This is a genomic window from Clostridium thermosuccinogenes, assembly GCF_002896855.1.
Lineage (GTDB): Bacteria > Bacillota > Clostridia > Acetivibrionales > DSM-5807 > Pseudoclostridium > Pseudoclostridium thermosuccinogenes.
Window position 1 is genome coordinate 68848 of record NZ_CP021850.1, and the last position, 16099, is coordinate 84946.

Sequence of the window (16099 nt, forward strand, 5' to 3'; positions counted from 1 at the left end):
TTGGATGGTGAATATGAAGTTTTTAACGGACCCGCTCCTTCAAATTCAGGAATATAATGAAGCTTTAAACAGCATCAAAAATTATACAATGCCGGTCGGTATAAACGGACCGGCTGATTCTCAAAAGGTACATATCTCATACTCCATATTAAGTCACACAGGGTACAGAGGACTTTTCATAACCTTTAACGAAATGCAGGCACGGAAAATGTATGATGATTTTTCCTGCTTCCTTGGCGATGATGTGGTTTTCTTTCCTTCAAAGGAAGTGATGATGCATGATGTGGAAGCCAAGAGCAATGATGCTGCATTCCAGAGGATAGAAGCCCTGGGAAGGATAATTGAGGGGAACTGGAAGGTCATAGTTACCTCTGCCGAGGCAGTGGCTCAAAAGCTCGTGCCCTTGGAACAGTTCAAAAGCAACTTTATAAAAATGGGGTTGGGCGACAGAATAAATATCGATGAGTTTACTCAAAAGCTTATTTCCATGGGTTATGAAAGGGTGGCCGTAGTTGAGGGGAAAGGGCAGTTTTCCATACGCGGAGGAATTATTGACGTATTTTCCATAGACAGCGAGCAGGCGGCACGCATAGAGCTTTTCGACGATGAGATAGATTCGATGAGAAGCTTTGATATACGCTCCCAGCGCTCCATCGAAAGACTGGACAGCGTAAGGATAATACCTGCTCGGGAGGCCATATATCCTGCGGAAAAAAGAGCGGACATAATGCGGCATATTAAAGAAGACCTTAAGGAATACACTGAAAAGGCCAGAAAGAGCGGGGCTGAACACCTGAAGCAGATCAAATCAAAAATTGAGGCGGATATCGACAGGATAGAGAGCGATTACTATTTTCCCGGAATTGACAGGTATATACCCTATATAATTGACAATCCTTCCTTTATAGCGGATTATGCCCCCGATGCGGTCATCTTCATGGATGAACCGGCTAGATTTGCAGAGAGGGTGGACAATATCCTGCTGGAGCATCATGAGATCTGCAGGAACCTGATGGAAAAGGGGCAGATACTTCCCAAAAGCTTTGAAATATACTATGATGCTGACAGTTTAAAGGGGAAGCTGGAAAAGGGCAGGATGGTATACCTAAATACCATGCCCCTGGAAAATAAAAGGCTTAAAGAATCTAAAAGCTACAGCATACCTGCAAAATCAGTGACATCCTACCAAGGCCACCTAGAGCTACTGATAGAGGATATAAAAGCATGGAAAGCAAAAAAAAGCAGCATTGTCATACTGTCCGGGCCAGGAGGAAGAGGAAAGCGCCTTTCTGAGTCGCTCATGGAAAAGGAGATCGAAGCTCCTTATGTTGAGGAACTGCCTGAGGATATCCAGCAGGGACAGATACTAATAACTCACGGCAGCTTAAACAAGGGATTTGAATACCCATCTGTGGGTATTGTAGTAATAAGCGACCGGGAAGTATTCGGGCAGGACAGGAGGAGCAGGAAGGGTTCGTCGAAAAAAAGCGGAGTTAAGCTTAAAACTTTCACCGATCTAAATATTGGTGATTATGTAGTTCATCAGGCCCATGGCATAGGCCAGTATGTAGGTATGCAAAAGCTGGTTGTAGATAATGTAAAAAGGGACTATTTGAAGATAAAATATCAGGACGGAGGATATCTATACATACCTACAAACCAGATGGATCTCATACAGAAGTATATAGGTGCGGAGGGAAAAACACCTCGGCTTAATAAGCTTGGAGGGACGGACTGGGCAAAAACAAAGAAAAAGGTTAAGGAGTCCCTGCAAGAGCTGGCCGGTGAGCTTGTAAAGCTGTATGCCCAGCGGCAGGCGGTGAAAGGTTTTGCTTTTTCTAAAGACACGGTATGGCAAAAACAGTTTGAGGAAATGTTCCCCTATGAGGAAACCGAGGACCAACTTAAGTGCATAGAGGAGATAAAAGCGGATATGGAAGCCCCAAGGCCTATGGATCGGCTGCTCTGCGGCGATGTGGGCTACGGGAAGACCGAGGTTGCCATAAGAGCAATTTTCAAGGCTGTTATGGATGGGAAACAGGTTGCGTATCTTGTGCCTACAACTATCCTTGCTCAACAGCATTACAACAATTTCAGGGAAAGGATGAAGGAGTTCCCTGTAACTGTTGAGGTAATCAGCCGCTTCCGTACCCAAGCCGAACAAAAACGGATAATAAAGGGTTTGAAGGCAGGCAGTATAGATGTGCTGGTGGGTACCCATAAGCTTCTTCAGAAGGATATACAGTTCAAGAATCTGGGGCTCCTGGTTGTGGATGAGGAACAGCGCTTTGGAGTAACCCACAAGGAAAAGCTTAAGAGCCTGAAGACCAATGTGGATGTTTTGACTCTTACGGCGACACCTATACCAAGAACCCTGCACATGTCGCTTATCGGCATCAGAGATATAAGCGTAATTGAAGATCCCCCCGAGGAACGCTATCCTGTTCAGACTTACGTAATGGAGTATAATCCTGATGTCATACGGGATGCGATAAACCGTGAATTGGCCCGGGGAGGACAGGTATTTTATCTTTACAACAGGGTCCGTTCTATACAGCTGAAAGCGACCGAAATACAGAACCTCGTACCTGATGCCAGAATCGGAGTTGCTCATGGGCAGATGGACGAAAAGCAGTTGGAGGATACCATGTTCAGCTTCTTAAACAAGGAGTTTGACATCCTTGTGTGCACTACCATTATTGAGTCGGGGCTGGACATGCCAAATGTCAATACGATAATTGTGGAAGATGCAGACAAATTAGGCCTGGCCCAGCTGTACCAGATAAGGGGGAGGGTTGGACGCTCAAACAGGCTCGCTTATGCTTATATAACCTATAAGAAGGATAAGGCTCTTTCGGAGGTGGCGGAAAAAAGGCTTCAAGCCATAAAGGAATTTACGGAGCTGGGTTCCGGATTTAAGATCGCCATGAGAGACCTTGAGATAAGAGGGGCAGGAAACCTTCTTGGTCCCGAACAGCATGGACATATGGAATCTGTCGGCTATGACATGTACTGCAAGCTGCTGGATGAAGCGGTAAGGGAGCTGAAGGGAGAACCCTTGAGAGAGGAGGATGAAGAATTATCCATAGATATCAATGTCAGCGCCTATATAGATGATGAGTATATAAGCGCGGAGGACCAGAAAATAGACATGTATAAGAGGATTGCATCCATCCAGGATGAAGATGATGTGATGGATGTAGAGGATGAGCTTATGGACCGCTATGGAGATATCCCTGAGCCCGTGAGAAATCTTATACAGATAGCTTATCTTAAAGCTTTGGCAAAAACCTGCGGATTCATTTCGGTGCAGGAGAAGAATGATGCCGTGATTTTACAGTATAAAGCCGGAGTGCATGTGGATTTAGGATTATTAAGTGCCCTGATGGACAAATATAAAAGGAGAATACTGTTTACTGCCAGCAGCGCTCCTTATATATTACTTTCAGGATATCGGATGTTAAAAGGCAGGATTTGTTGGAAAATATTAAGATTCTGTTACAGGACATTATTAAATTGAAGTGTAAACAATAATCAATTATAATAAAGAGGGAGTATCTGACCAAAGGGTTGGTATCGACTTATTTAAATTAGATGAGGAGAGATAAATTTGAAGAAACTATGGATTTATGTCATAGCTGCGATACTTGTAGTTGCTCTTGCGACTGCCGGAGCTATATACTATTTGAATGACAATAGCTATGTTGCAAAAGTTGGAGATGAAAAGATAACCAATACTGAATACAAGTTTTTTCTTGGTTTGATCAAGTATCAGCTTATGAATCAGCTGTATATAACAGATTGGAGCAGCAAGGTAGGAAACCAGACTGCTGAAGAGATGGCAAAGGAATATGCCTTGGAAATGGCGAGAGAACATAAAATAGAGCTGATGCAGGCGAAAAAGAACAATGTAAAGCTTGATAAGGAGGAGGAAAAATCTCTGAAAGCAAGCTTTGACAACATAATAGCCCAGACAGGTAGCCGGGTGGAAGCAGAGAATACAATAAAAGAGCAGTTCGGAATAAGCTGGTCCGAATATAAATCCATAATGAGAGATGTAGAGCTGGCAAACAAGTTCAAAGCAACCGAAGTAGGTAAGTTCAATCCTACGGACGACGAGGCAAAGGCATATTATGATGAGAATAAAGATAATTATGACAAGGCAACTGTAAAGCATATATTGATCTCAATCCTGGATGATTCCGGAAACAAGCTGCCGGAAGATGAGCAGAAGAAAGCAGAAGAGAAGGCTAAGGACATTCTGGAAAAGGTCAAAAAAGGAGAAGATTTTGCAGCTTTGGTAAAAGAGTATTCCGACGATACCGCATCGGTTGACGACGGCGGAGAGTATACTTTTACCAAGGGTATGATGGTGAAAGAGTTTGAGGATTGGTCCTTTGATGAAAAACGCAAAGCCGGGGATACGGATATTGTAAAGACGGAATATGGATATCACATAATGTTGTTTGTGAAAAGGGAAATGGTACCCTTTGATGACGTTAAAAACAGCATTATAGGAATATTGAAGGAAGAATCCTACTCAGACTTGATGGAGAGCTGGAAGCAGGATTCGGAATTCAGTATTGTAAAAAATGAAGGGGAATATAATTCAATTAAAATAGATTAAACTGTTATGCTATTATCTTATGTGAGTAAGTTTCGAGATTAAGAAGTGTTTGGCTAGCTTCTTTACAAGTGCAGTGGATAGAGAAGACTTTCTATCCACTGCACTTATTTTTTATACAATGAGGGAAAATAAGAAAAACATCAAAACGAGGACCGTGTGCAATACGGAAGACGGGATATGAAGTGATGCGTTGTAAAGCTCATAAAAAGCCGAAAGACGGGGCTTTATACCGGTTTATTTTAAAATAGAAGCAGAAAGAAAAAACAAGAAAATGGCTAGGTGACCGGATAAAACAAGCTTATAAAATATATCATTTAAGGCTGAATGAAGTATATCCGGCATAACTCCACTGGTATCATGCAAATGGTATCATAAAAAACGACGAGACCGGGTATATGCCGGCCTATTTGTGTAGACAAAATCAAACGAACACATGCCGGAAAAGTTGAGATTTTCTCTTAACTTTTCCTAGCATGTTTTTATGGATTTCACAATGTATGCAAATCCGGCTTAAGATACTGGATTTCTAAATACAACACAATTAACCTATTATGTATAAAATTTCGGTAAAGAATAAATAATATGTGTAAAGAACTTTGCACCTAAAATGTTGTATTTTAACTTTTATTATGCAGGTTACTAATCAAACTAATCTTATTTAAGGAGGTAATAGCATTTGAAAGCAACAGGGATTGTTAGAAGGATAGACGACCTGGGAAGAGTTGTTATTCCCAAAGAAATCAGAAGAACATTAAGAATTAGAGAAGGAGATCCTCTGGAGATATTTACTGATAAAGACGGAGAGGTCATATTGAAAAAATACTCTCCTATCGGTGAATTGAGCGACTTTGCAACTCAGTATGCCGAATCCCTCCATAAAACAAGCGGACACATTACTTGCATCACAGACCGGGATACAATTATAGCAGTATCAGGAGCGTCAAAAAGAGAGTTCCTTGAGAAGCCGCTGAGTCCGGACCTTGAAAGAATCATAGAGGAAAAGACAACCTTGGTCGTGAAATCACCGGATGATAAGGCTATATCCATAACTGCGGATGAAAGCCCCGATAAAAAGTATACTTCACAGGTAGTAACACCTATAATATCAGAAGGAGATCCTATAGGAGCGGTTATCCTGCTGTCCACTGATCCGGATACCCGTATGGGCGAAGTGGAAGCTAAACTTGCTCAATCCGCCGCAGGATTTTTGGGCAAGCAGATGGAACAGTGAGATCAATCGTGTAAAAATAACAGGTAATCGGTCTGATTACCTGTTATTTTTATCTTCACTTTTCATCCCAAGGCTACATCCAGCAGCATCATTAATGCAAAACCGAGCATCACGCCTGCCGTTGCCATGTGGGAATTGCCTGAGGACTGAGATTCAGGTATGAGTTCTTCCACCACGACAAATATCATGGCTCCTGCTGCAAAGGCGAGGGCATATGGGAGAGCCGACCCCATAGTCAGAACTGCCGAGGCTCCTATGATACCTGCGATAGGTTCAACAACACCGGATGCTTGACCATACATAAAGCTCTTTGTACGGGACAGGCCTTCCCTGCGTAAGGGTATGGATACTGCTGCGCCTTCGGGGAAGTTTTGTATTCCCATACCTATAGCCAGGGCTATAGCTCCGGCTATGGAAGCTGAAGAAGACCCTGATGCAACTGCTCCAAATGCGACTCCAACCGCCAAGCCTTCCGGTATATTATGTAGGGTAATGGAAAGAACCAAGAGAACGCTTCTCTTCCAGTTTGTTTTGATACCTTCTGCATCTTCCCTGGGCAAACCCAGATGTAAATGGGGCAGGATCATGTCAACAAACTGAAGAAAGAATCCTCCCGCAAGAAAACCGGTTATGGCAGGTATCCATCCCGGTATTCCTGAGGCTTCAGCCATCTCTATTGCAGGATTGAGCAAAGACCAGAAGCTAGCAGCAATCATGACCCCAGCAGCAAAACCCAGCATGACATCCAGGACCTTCTTATTTATGTTCTTGAAGAAAAAAACCAATCCGGCACCAAGAGCTGTCATGAACCAAGTAAAGCATGTGGCAATAAGTGCAAGCATCACCGGGTTAATATCTTTCAAAAGGTCTATCAACATACCACATCTCTCCTTTAAACCTGTCACTATATAAAAACTGTGCAGTTAATCTAATAACAATATTACACAATACACCAATGTATGTACATATATATTTATACCCCTATAGCTATGATTAACACAGTGGAGGTGAGAACTATTGCCGGGGAAATACCTTCGGCTTATGTGCTGCCTTATATCAATGTAAATTAATTTGCTTTATTTAATTTGCTTGAATAAAGGACTGCTGCTTAGGCTTTTACAACCTTCATGCTGTCGAAATGCCGTATGTTTGATTTATTATAATTAATGGCTAATGAGGATGATAAAAATGTATAGATTCGAAGGTCGGTCATACGGATCATTTGCCAAGCTGAATCCATTTATCACTTAGTTCTGTTTATGCAGGTATAAGTTGAATTTTGTGCTTTATACCCTTATAATAAGCATATGATGCGCTGTGGTATATTATGGGATGATAATCCGGCACTGGGATTGCCGGATAAATTAATTCTACTTTATTGTTATGAAATTTAGGTGGGAAGCAATTGCCGGAAAGCTTGCTTAATCCAAAGGGCAGCAAACAGGCTTAAAACTGAAAGGCCATGTTCCTGCGGTTTTAGCATATTGAATTATGCGCTGCCATAGGAGGTTGAAGGAGCCTTAAAGCTATTGTTTTCCAGCGTAACAATGTAGTATTAAATTGCTGCTATGGAAAATCTACTAATGTACTTATAGATAAAGGTGCTAAGGAGATGGTGCTATGCTGAAGGATAAATATGAATTTTCTGATCTGCTCGATATTATGGCCCGTTTGCGATGCGAGGACGGATGCCCGTGGGACAGGGAACAGACCCATGACAGCTTGAAAAAGTATTTGATAGAAGAAACTTACGAGGTTCTGGAAGCAATTGACCTAAAGGACAAGGATAAAATTTGCGAGGAGCTGGGGGATGTTTTGCTCCAGGTGGTTTTTCATGCCCAGATAGGCAAGGAGGAAAATGAATTTAGCATTGATGATGTGATCACGCGAGTGTGCCGCAAGCTTGTTCAGCGCCATCCCCACGTTTTTGGCGAAGTCAAGGCAGATACTTCGGAGCAGGTGCTGGAAAACTGGGAAGCTATTAAAAAGAAGGAAAAGGGCATTAAAAGCCATACAGGAGTTCTAAAAGATATTCCGTCAAACCTGCCCGCTCTTATGAGAAGCTATAAGGTTCAGCAAAAGGCAGCCCTTGCAGGGTTTGACTGGGATAACATAGATGATGTGATAAATAAGGTTTATGAAGAGATATCTGAATTAAAGGATGTATATAAAAGTGAAAATATGGAAAGAATATCTGATGAAATTGGAGATGTTTTCTTTTCCATAGTAAATTTGTCAAGGTTCCTGAATGTTCAGCCTGAACTGGCTCTCACCGGAACTATAAACAAATTTATTAAAAGGTTTGAATATATGGAAAAAGAATGCGCCAGGAATGGAAGAAAGCTGGAGGATATGAGCCTTGCGGAAATGGATGATTTGTGGAATAAGGCAAAGGAGCATTTCTCCGGTGAACAGTCCTGACAGCCATAATTTAAGCTTTTATTATAAAAAGGAGGATGACATATGAACAAATCAGAGCTTATACAGAGCATGGCTGAAAAAAGTGAATTATCAAAAAAGGATGCAGAAAAGGCATTGAATGCTTTTCTTGAGAGTGTTGAGGAAGCCCTTGCAAAAGGCGACAAGGTTCAGCTGGTAGGTTTTGGCTCCTTTGAAGTAAGAAGAAGGGCTGAGAGAAAGGGTAAAAATCCTCAGACAAAAGAAGAGATAATTATTCCTGCATCCAACGCACCTGTATTTAGAGTAGGCAAAGCGTTGAGAGATGCTGTAAACAAATAGTTTGAAAGAAAAGGCTTCTTTTACGAAGTCTTTTTCTTTAGAAGTAATGGGGGTATAAGATGAGAATTGATAAGTATTTAAAGGTCTCGAGGCTTATTAAAAGACGCACCCTTGCCAATGAAGCTTGTGAGCAGGGCCGGGTCAAAATTAACGGGAAAACAGCAAAGCCCAGCTCCGAAGTCAATGTGGGTGACATTATAGAAATACAGTTTGGAAACAGCCTCACAAAGGTTGAAGTTACATCGGTGGCGGAGCATGTTACCAAAGCCGGTTCAAAAGAAATGTACATAATTAAGTAGGCATCAATACCTCTAAACCCTTGAGCGAGTCGCCAGGGGTTTTTTTGTACGCATTTTTTCTTTGGTACATGCATAAATATTGAATATGAGAGCGTAGATTATGTATTCAGGAAGGAAAGTGAAGGGGGAGGTCTTGACATGATAGAGGAGAAAAAGATTTCAAAACCAAAGGTGCAAAACCTTATTCTCGAGAATAGAGAAAGACTTAGTGTTACCGGTGTAATTGATGTGGACAGCTTCAATGACGAGTGTGTTGTCGTTGATACTGAACTGGGATTATTGGTAGTAAGGGGCGAAGATCTGCGGATCAGCAAACTGAATCTCGACAGTTCGGAACTCAATATTGAAGGAGAAATCATAAGCTGTGAATATACGGAAAGTGAAGGTTCCAAGAAGGGCGGAGGCTTTTTCAGTAAAATGTTCAGATAGTGTTTACGCTTTATAAATCATTAGGATAGTATGTGCCATGGGACATAAGTAATCCTGCAAAAGGGGTCAGTGTTATTTGGAAGTATCTGTTATCAATCAGGCTAATATTTTTTTGTTTGCAGTTGCAGGCGGCATGCTGATCGCCTTCATATATGACATCTTCAGGATTAAAAGAAAAACCGTCAAAACCAGGAGTTTCGGAGTTTTTATAGAGGATTTCGTGTTTTGGGTACTGGTTGCTCTGATAATGTTTGCTGTTGTCTATTTTAGCAATGAAGGCGAAGTAAGAGGATACATTTTTTTAGGGGCCGCCATCGGCATTGTGTTATATTCCCTCCTATTGAGCAGGCTTGTTATGAAGCTTTTCCTTGCAGTTATTGGTATATTGAAAAGGATATTTAAAGGTATATGGTTTGTTGTATCCTATCCCTTCAGAATTATAATAAGAATATTAAAAGTGCCTTGTGGTTTTATGGCAAAAATCAGCAGGAAAGCCGCAAGAAGGGTAAACCGTGTAAGGAAAAGCCAATTTGCAAAGCTTTATATATGGAAGAAGATGATCAAGAATAAAATAAAAAAAATATGAAGCAGGAGGATTTTAAAGGATAGCATAGAATAAATAATATAACTAAGTAGAAATATGCCTTACAATCTGAACCACGTGGAAATTTTTTGCAGCAGACAGAAAATATAATGATCGCTGCTTTTATTTTATAGTGTTATTATTCCAAAGGCCAGGCTGTTTCCGGTTAAGTCTATAGGAAGGCGCCTACAGGAAGGGAGTATTGCGGGTGAACAAAAGAAAAAAGAAGTCTGCACTGGGGACTTTTGCTGTATTAGGCTTTTTAGTGTACTTTGCATATACCATGGTAACCCAGCAGAGCATGATCAATGCCAAAAATAAGGAACTTGCAAGTTTGCAGCAGAAAATAAACAGTGTGAAAAGTGAAAATGATGAATTGAGAAAGAAAAAGGAAATGCTGGATACCGATGAGTATTATGAAAAGGTGGCCAGGGAGAAGCTTGGTATGGTAAAGCCCGGGGAGAAGGTATTTTTCGATATAAACAAATGAAATTGTGTGGGGAGCGTTAAAGGAATTTAGAATACCGGAAGTGTTAAAAATTCTTTTAACCCAGCAACTACATACTTGACTAAGTACGTAGGAATACTATATAATCGAATTGTTTTACAATAGAATATTTGTATATTTTTAAGGAGGATTTCTTATTCTATGCCAGTTCAGGTTGGTCAGGTAGTCGAAGGCAAAGTATCCGGTATTACAAGTTTTGGTGCCTTTATTCAGCTCCCGGATGGAAAAACAGGGTTGGTGCACATCTCAGAAGTGGCCGACGAGTATGTAAAGGATATAAATAATCATCTTAAAGGAAATCAGATGGTTAAGGTAAAAGTTCTTTCAATTGATAATAATGGTAAGATAAGCTTGTCAATTAAAAAGGCACTGGAGAAGAGACCTGAACTTAGATCAAGCAAGCCCGCGGAAATAGAGTGGAGCAGGCCAAATAACGAGAATCTATCCTTTGAGGACAGACTCGCAAAATTTATGAGAGATAGCGATGAAAAAATGCATGATCTAAAAAAGAATTTTGAGTCTAAGCGCGGCAGTGGAGGATATAAGAAATCCGTGCAGTTTTAGCTCGAAAATAATTCATATTTGGAATCAATTGAATGTTGACAGTAAACATATAGTGCTTTATAATATTTAAAGTCCTCATTATTTGAGGACATATAAATTAGCCGCTGTGGCGGAACTGGCAGACGCACAGGACTTAAAATCCTGCGGGCCTAAAAGCTCGTACCGGTTCGATTCCGGTCAGCGGCACCATGTATGTTTAAAAGACATCAATTTTGACGGTAGAATTGATGTCTTTTTAATTAGCATGGAAGGATTAGGCGGAATTTTCCAGATGGCTACATGGATTAAAGATGTTGATATGTGGGAAGAGTTTAAAAAATGGAATGATTCTGCAAGTTTCAAAATAGTATTTTGATTTTGCATTACGGCAGGGTGTGGAAATTTGGCCGCATGCAAGCCAAAATAAAATCAAGGATAATTTCTACTGCGGATTAAGCATTTAATAGCGTGTTTTTATGCATAAAAAATTTTAATTTGGTATAAAATTCTACTTGCAATTCTTGAAATGTTGTGCTATACTTTTATGTGTCGCTTGGAAAGGCGATAAATTAAATATCGCGGGGTGGAGCAGCTGGTAGCTCGTCGGGCTCATAACCCGAAGGTCGTAGGTTCAAATCCTTCCCCCGCAACCAAATTAAAACCGCTAAGCCTTACGCTTAGCGGTTTTGTTATATGTGTGCAATAGTTAACATAATTCAACTATAACTGATGTTCAGCATTTCCAAGAATACGCTTATGTGATAATAAAATTAATATCAAAAAGAAAAAAGCTTATGTGAAAAGATGTGTTTGAAGACGGATAACAGCTTGCTATAGTGGAGATGACAATTTTGGCCCGCTATGGCAAACTGGAAGCGCCGGTGGGTTTAGGTATGCATTAAGGAATATGCACGATATCCTTTCGTGATCTGGGAACCTTTTACTTCATAACTGATGAAATGGGCAAAATAAAACAACAACTGAAAAAGTTGTTGAGACTAAAAATCACTTAATATTTTTGAAAATTCCCGGTGGATCAAAGTAAATGATGTAATTTCCTCGTTTTTTGAACTTGCCGTATATGCTGTTGTAGCTGGCAAACGCCTTTTCAAGAAAATCCTGGGTGACGCTTAAGTACTCCGCCATTTCATAGAGGTTATTACAGCCGGCTTCATAAGCCTTTATGATATTTTTAAGAGATACGAGTCTGCTGAATGCCCACCGTTTTGCTTTGGTTTCCTGCTTTTGGATAATGGCTTTGCTGACCGAAGGATCCGTAAGGAGGTTGCCGCAGGATGTATAATAGTGGCCTAACTCCTCTGCCAAAACGCAGGTTTGCTCCGATTTTGTCTTGAGGCATTCATTTAAAGCGATTAACGGCTGATTGGTTCCGTCATCATAATACAGTCCGGATATTGATTCCGGAAGTTCGGCTCTTTGAACATTTATTCTGGATTTAAATGCTTCATTCTCGAGTTCTTCCAATTTATTCATCCTTATCAGTCCTTTTTACTTTGTTTGCCTTTTCTGTATGCCTCTAAAAATGCATTTACTGCTATCACTTCATCATCGGTGAGCGGTTTGTCGTAACCGTCTAACCGATGGGCTGCCAAAGTCTTAATACCGGAGGTGTCCTTTATTTCTGTCCGTCCCAAAAGATAATCCGTTGAGACATTGAAATAATCCGCCACCTTTTGGATCTTATCAACCGACGGAGAATTTTTATCCCATTTGTAAATAGCGCCCTTTCCGAAACCTAACTCCATTTCGAGTTTTGAAGGATTTATGCCTTTTTTTGCACACAGATCCTGAATTATTTCCAATATGCTCATACTATACCTCATTTCTATAATACTGAAATATTTCAGTTTAAAAGATTGACATGCTGAAAATTATCAGTATAATAAAATTAAACTGAATATTTTCAGTAATATATATATAGTCACTGAAATATTTCTGCTCAGTTGTGCGCTACAACACCATTTTAGAATATTTTCAGTGACCGGTCAAGGGCTTGCTCTGAAAATTTTCAACAACTACATAAACATAGCAGAGCTTTAGAGATGAACGAATATAATTGCTGATTCAAAGGAGGATGATGATAAAATGAAGGGCTGACTATAGACGTACTTTTCCACCACGGAAATCCAATGAAGCATGCAATAGCAGCTTTTGCAGGCAGCTTCGTCAGAAGTATATCATATATGCAGTTCATGCTGCGGTCGATTTCATTATCAAAAAATAATGTAGGTATTTAATAGGAGGGATTATAGTGATAACAAAAGAGGAATTGAATGCGATAACACAAAACCTGGATAAACAGGTTAAAAAGGCAGTTGAAAAATTTTTATACACCAATGGTTTGGTAGAGGATTATCAGAGAGATTATTTCAAAGATACAGAAAAACTGCTGTATGCGTATCCGGATTTAAAGCTGAAGGTTGAGCAGGATATGGAGGATCTTAAAAGTGGCGTCCTGGCAATGAAAGTAAACAGGTCGAAGGATATTATAAGGTTGTCTGCAAATTCCGGAAGCTGGAAACCGGAAGAATATGTGCAGGAAGAGATAATTCGCAGCAGAAAAGCAAGCATGGAGAGGACACGGCTTCAGGTGCAGAGGATTGACAGAGCGTTGGAAACCATAAAAGATGATCAATACTATGATATAATTCCGATGAGGTACTTTGACAGAATAAAAATAGAAGAAATAGCCGATAGGCTGGTGTGTGATGAATCCACAGTAAGACGCAACAAAAACAGGCTTGTAAACAAGATTAAGATAGTGCTTTTCGGAGCCGATGCTCTATAGGATGGATGCCTGTTTTGTGCACGAAACATGCCCTTTTAATATGAAGTATGTGTGCTATAATAAAATTACAATAGGTTATTAATGATTAAGCCGTCCGGTTAGCCGGTACGGTTTATTTTTTTGCAAAGACTTGGATTCAAGTCTTTTTTTTATGTAAAAATCGTCACTTTGGTATTTCGGACGTTAACTGCAAAGAGAAGAAGACCGGTCTGAAAATATTTTTGAAAGGGGGGATGCCTCATGCCTGCATTGTGGAAGCCATAAATTCCGGATACAGCATCAAAGCAGTTAGAATGCTTAAGAAAAGCAAAAGGAGAGGGGGATGAGCAGAAAGCATGATATCTATCATAAAGCAGGATATAGCAGATAAGTTGACGGAAATATATCCTGATGGGTATACGGTATATGACGAATATATGCCGCAAGATTTTGAAAAACCGTCATTTCTCATTGTCTCCACCGGACAAAGCTACAGCAAAAGGATGAACAACAAATATAGTGGCAAGGTTTCCTTTGATGTGGCTTATTTTTCGGATAAGGATGCAACAGAGGTTAAAAAGGACTGTCTGGATAAACAGATGAGTCTATTAAGGGCTTTTTCTTCAATGAATGCTTTCCATGCTCAGAATATGCAGGCAAATATTACAGATAACATTTTGCATGTCACATTCGATGTCAGGTATTGGGAGATTAAAGAAAAAACAAGCACAATGATGCAAACACAACAAACAAATACGTATCTTTAAGAAAGGGTGATTAAATGTCAGGAACATGGAATAGTCAAAATAAAATACTTCCCGGCGCATACATAAATTTCCTCACCAATGCTCCGTTATCCATTACACCGGGTGACAGGGGCATTGTTGTATTACTGCAGGAAATGGGAGCAGGTGCGTTCAGGGATATGTATACCGTAACAGCATCGGAGAATGATTATCCGGATGGTATTGCCGATGAGGATAAACTGCTTGCAAACGAGGCATTAAAAGGTGCCCGGACAGTAATCGTCTACAACCTGGGGACAGCGCATACGGATGATACGATTACTACAGCTTTGTCAGATCTTAAGACGGTTGCATTCAATACTTTAGCCTATCCGTATGACGGTGCGGCATATGAAGCAAATAAAGCAGCCATTGCGGCATGGATAAAGTCAATGCGGGAGGATGAAGGTGTCAAGATACAGGGTGTGCTGGCCAATTACGCAGCCGATAGCGAAGCAATTATAAATGTAACCCATGGGGTGAAATTGTCGGATGGCACAGAGCTATCACCGGCACAGACTACAGCATGGGTGGCAGGCATAACTGCCGGGGCAAATATCAATGAGTCGAATACCGGCAGAAAGTATGACGGAGCAATTGATGTCGTGCCCAGGATGACAAAAACGGAGATGGAGGCTGCCATTACTGCAGGCCAATTCATTTTTAAAGTTGATACAGCCCAGAACGTTACGGCAGTTTATGATATCAACAGCCTCACCACATCTGCACCGGAAAAGGGTGCCCAGTTTAAGAAAAACCGGGCAATCCGCACCATTGACGGTATAAACAATGATATTGTTGAGATATTCGAATCCAATTACAAAGGCAAGCTCAACAATAATGCCGATGGCAGATCCTTGCTGAGGGCAAGCCTTATTGAATACTTCAATGAGCTGCAGAGGTTGCAGGCGATCCAGAACTTTACGCCTGAAGATGTGACCGTAGAAGCCGGATCAGATACTGACGCTGTAGTTATAAACTGCTATATACAGCTTGTTGATTCGGCTGAGAAGTTTTATATTACAGTAAACCTGTCATAAGGAAGGAGGAATAAAACGTGGCAGATAATTATATTAGGTTATCCGATACCATTTCTTCTCATGAGGGCAAAGCCTATATTACAATAAATGGAGTCAATAGGGAGTTGTTTGAGGTATCCGCCCTGTCCGCGCAGATTGATATGATAGTGCAGGAGAAAAGAATGCTTGGGCATAGGATGACACAGCATAAGGTGGTAGGTGCATCGGGAACCGGAAGCCTGACGATGTACTTTATGAACAGTGAAATGCTCAAGCAGGCAATACAGTACATCAGAACCGGCAACTACAGGGGATTAAAGCTGCAGGTCAAGAATGAGGACCCGCAGTCTACAGTAGGAAAGCAGGAGGTAGTACTGTTAAATGTAATTTTGAACAGCATACCTGCTGCAATCCTTGATGATGGTTCGGATGATCCGATAACCTTCGATACGGATTTCACATTTGATGACATTGAAAGTCTTCATTCTTTTAAATTGCCAGAGAATTACAGATAAGGGGTAGGTATAAACCTACTCCTTTTCTAATTT

General features: G+C 40.7%; 17 protein-coding genes and 2 tRNA genes. 16 read left to right on the forward strand and 3 right to left on the reverse strand.

Features of this window, described 5'->3' with window-relative positions:
* The first annotated feature begins 13 nt into the window (after positions 1–13).
* The 3 genes from mfd to spoVT all read left to right on the forward strand — a co-directional run bounded on the left by mfd (position 14) and on the right by spoVT (position 5858).
* Positions 14–3520, forward strand: a complete 3507-nt coding sequence (gene mfd / locus CDO33_RS00280; RefSeq protein WP_479690731.1) for a transcription-repair coupling factor — start codon at positions 14–16, stop codon at positions 3518–3520.
* A 90-nt stretch (positions 3521–3610) separates the two neighbouring features.
* Entirely contained in the window at positions 3611–4627 is a 1017-nt protein-coding gene (locus tag CDO33_RS00285) for a peptidylprolyl isomerase (protein WP_103082035.1), read from the forward strand.
* A 676-nt stretch (positions 4628–5303) separates the two neighbouring features.
* Positions 5304–5858, forward strand: coding sequence for a stage V sporulation protein T (spoVT, locus tag CDO33_RS00290; protein ID WP_103082034.1), 555 nt, complete (start codon positions 5304–5306; stop codon positions 5856–5858).
* Between the two features lie 62 nt (positions 5859–5920).
* Here spoVT and CDO33_RS00295 read toward each other — a convergent pair whose 3' ends face one another.
* The gene (locus CDO33_RS00295; RefSeq protein ID WP_103082033.1) at positions 5921–6736 is read right to left on the reverse strand and encodes a ZIP family metal transporter; all 816 of its coding nucleotides are present in this window, start codon (positions 6734–6736) and stop codon (positions 5921–5923) included.
* A gap of 742 nt (positions 6737–7478) precedes the next feature.
* On the opposite strand from CDO33_RS00295, the gene mazG reads away from it, so the two are divergent.
* From mazG to CDO33_RS00340, 9 genes are all read left to right on the forward strand, one after another.
* Entirely contained in the window at positions 7479–8279 is an 801-nt protein-coding gene (gene mazG / locus CDO33_RS00300; protein WP_103082032.1) for a nucleoside triphosphate pyrophosphohydrolase, read from the forward strand.
* A 42-nt stretch (positions 8280–8321) separates the two neighbouring features.
* Positions 8322–8597: an HU family DNA-binding protein gene (locus tag CDO33_RS00305; protein WP_103082031.1), complete on the forward strand. Its 276-nt coding sequence runs from the start codon at positions 8322–8324 to the stop codon at positions 8595–8597.
* A 59-nt stretch (positions 8598–8656) separates the two neighbouring features.
* Positions 8657–8896 (forward strand): RNA-binding S4 domain-containing protein, encoded by a 240-nt coding sequence (locus CDO33_RS00310; RefSeq protein WP_103082030.1) that lies wholly within the window; start codon positions 8657–8659, stop codon positions 8894–8896.
* 138 nt (positions 8897–9034) lie between these two features.
* A complete protein-coding gene (gene yabP / locus CDO33_RS00315) occupies positions 9035–9325 on the forward strand; it encodes a sporulation protein YabP (RefSeq protein ID WP_103082029.1) in 291 nt (96 codons plus the stop codon).
* A 76-nt stretch (positions 9326–9401) separates the two neighbouring features.
* Complete coding sequence (gene yabQ / locus CDO33_RS00320) at positions 9402–9911, forward strand: spore cortex biosynthesis protein YabQ (RefSeq protein WP_103082028.1); 510 nt, start codon at positions 9402–9404, stop codon at positions 9909–9911.
* Between the two features lie 205 nt (positions 9912–10116).
* A complete protein-coding gene (locus CDO33_RS00325) occupies positions 10117–10398 on the forward strand; it encodes an FtsB family cell division protein (protein WP_103082027.1) in 282 nt (93 codons plus the stop codon).
* A gap of 159 nt (positions 10399–10557) precedes the next feature.
* Positions 10558–10980: a S1 domain-containing RNA-binding protein gene (locus CDO33_RS00330; RefSeq protein ID WP_103082026.1), complete on the forward strand. Its 423-nt coding sequence runs from the start codon at positions 10558–10560 to the stop codon at positions 10978–10980.
* Between the two features lie 100 nt (positions 10981–11080).
* Positions 11081–11169 (forward strand) — tRNA-Leu (locus tag CDO33_RS00335).
* A 367-nt stretch (positions 11170–11536) separates the two neighbouring features.
* A tRNA-Met gene (locus CDO33_RS00340) sits at positions 11537–11612 on the forward strand.
* Between the two features lie 352 nt (positions 11613–11964).
* On the opposite strand, the gene CDO33_RS00345 is transcribed toward CDO33_RS00340, so the two are convergent.
* Positions 11965–12453 (reverse strand): ImmA/IrrE family metallo-endopeptidase, encoded by a 489-nt coding sequence (locus tag CDO33_RS00345; protein ID WP_117433636.1) that lies wholly within the window; start codon positions 12451–12453, stop codon positions 11965–11967.
* Between the two features lie 5 nt (positions 12454–12458).
* Positions 12459–12791 (reverse strand): helix-turn-helix domain-containing protein, encoded by a 333-nt coding sequence (locus CDO33_RS00350; protein WP_103082024.1) that lies wholly within the window; start codon positions 12789–12791, stop codon positions 12459–12461.
* A 440-nt stretch (positions 12792–13231) separates the two neighbouring features.
* Between CDO33_RS00350 and CDO33_RS00355 the strand changes: the two genes are divergently transcribed.
* The 4 genes from CDO33_RS00355 to CDO33_RS00370 all read left to right on the forward strand — a co-directional run bounded on the left by CDO33_RS00355 (position 13232) and on the right by CDO33_RS00370 (position 16066).
* A complete protein-coding gene (locus CDO33_RS00355; protein ID WP_103082023.1) occupies positions 13232–13768 on the forward strand; it encodes a sigma-70 RNA polymerase sigma factor region 4 domain-containing protein in 537 nt (178 codons plus the stop codon).
* Between the two features lie 335 nt (positions 13769–14103).
* Complete coding sequence (locus tag CDO33_RS00360) at positions 14104–14514, forward strand: phage tail terminator family protein (protein WP_103082022.1); 411 nt, start codon at positions 14104–14106, stop codon at positions 14512–14514.
* 14 nt (positions 14515–14528) lie between these two features.
* Positions 14529–15572, forward strand: coding sequence for a phage tail sheath subtilisin-like domain-containing protein (locus CDO33_RS00365; RefSeq protein WP_103082021.1), 1044 nt, complete (start codon positions 14529–14531; stop codon positions 15570–15572).
* 17 nt (positions 15573–15589) lie between these two features.
* Complete coding sequence (locus CDO33_RS00370; protein ID WP_103082020.1) at positions 15590–16066, forward strand: phage tail tube protein; 477 nt, start codon at positions 15590–15592, stop codon at positions 16064–16066.
* Positions 16067–16099: the final 33 nt, after the last annotated feature.

Excerpts from the sequence above, each read along its gene's own strand:
- mfd (WP_479690731.1), top strand. The coding sequence starts at position 14 with ATGAAGTTTTTAACGGACCCGCTCCTTCAAATTCAGGAATATAATGAA.
- CDO33_RS00295 (WP_103082033.1), bottom strand. The coding sequence starts at position 6,736 with ATGTTGATAGACCTTTTGAAAGATATTAACCCGGTGATGCTTGCACTT.
- mazG (WP_103082032.1), top strand. The coding sequence starts at position 7,479 with ATGCTGAAGGATAAATATGAATTTTCTGATCTGCTCGATATTATGGCC.
- CDO33_RS00305 (WP_103082031.1), top strand. The coding sequence starts at position 8,322 with ATGAACAAATCAGAGCTTATACAGAGCATGGCTGAAAAAAGTGAATTA.
- CDO33_RS00310 (WP_103082030.1), top strand. The coding sequence starts at position 8,657 with ATGAGAATTGATAAGTATTTAAAGGTCTCGAGGCTTATTAAAAGACGC.
- yabP (WP_103082029.1), top strand. The coding sequence starts at position 9,035 with ATGATAGAGGAGAAAAAGATTTCAAAACCAAAGGTGCAAAACCTTATT.
- CDO33_RS00330 (WP_103082026.1), top strand. The coding sequence starts at position 10,558 with ATGCCAGTTCAGGTTGGTCAGGTAGTCGAAGGCAAAGTATCCGGTATT.
- CDO33_RS00345 (WP_117433636.1), bottom strand. The coding sequence starts at position 12,453 with ATGAATAAATTGGAAGAACTCGAGAATGAAGCATTTAAATCCAGAATA.
- CDO33_RS00350 (WP_103082024.1), bottom strand. The coding sequence starts at position 12,791 with ATGAGCATATTGGAAATAATTCAGGATCTGTGTGCAAAAAAAGGCATA.
- CDO33_RS00360 (WP_103082022.1), top strand. The coding sequence starts at position 14,104 with ATGATATCTATCATAAAGCAGGATATAGCAGATAAGTTGACGGAAATA.
- CDO33_RS00365 (WP_103082021.1), top strand. The coding sequence starts at position 14,529 with ATGTCAGGAACATGGAATAGTCAAAATAAAATACTTCCCGGCGCATAC.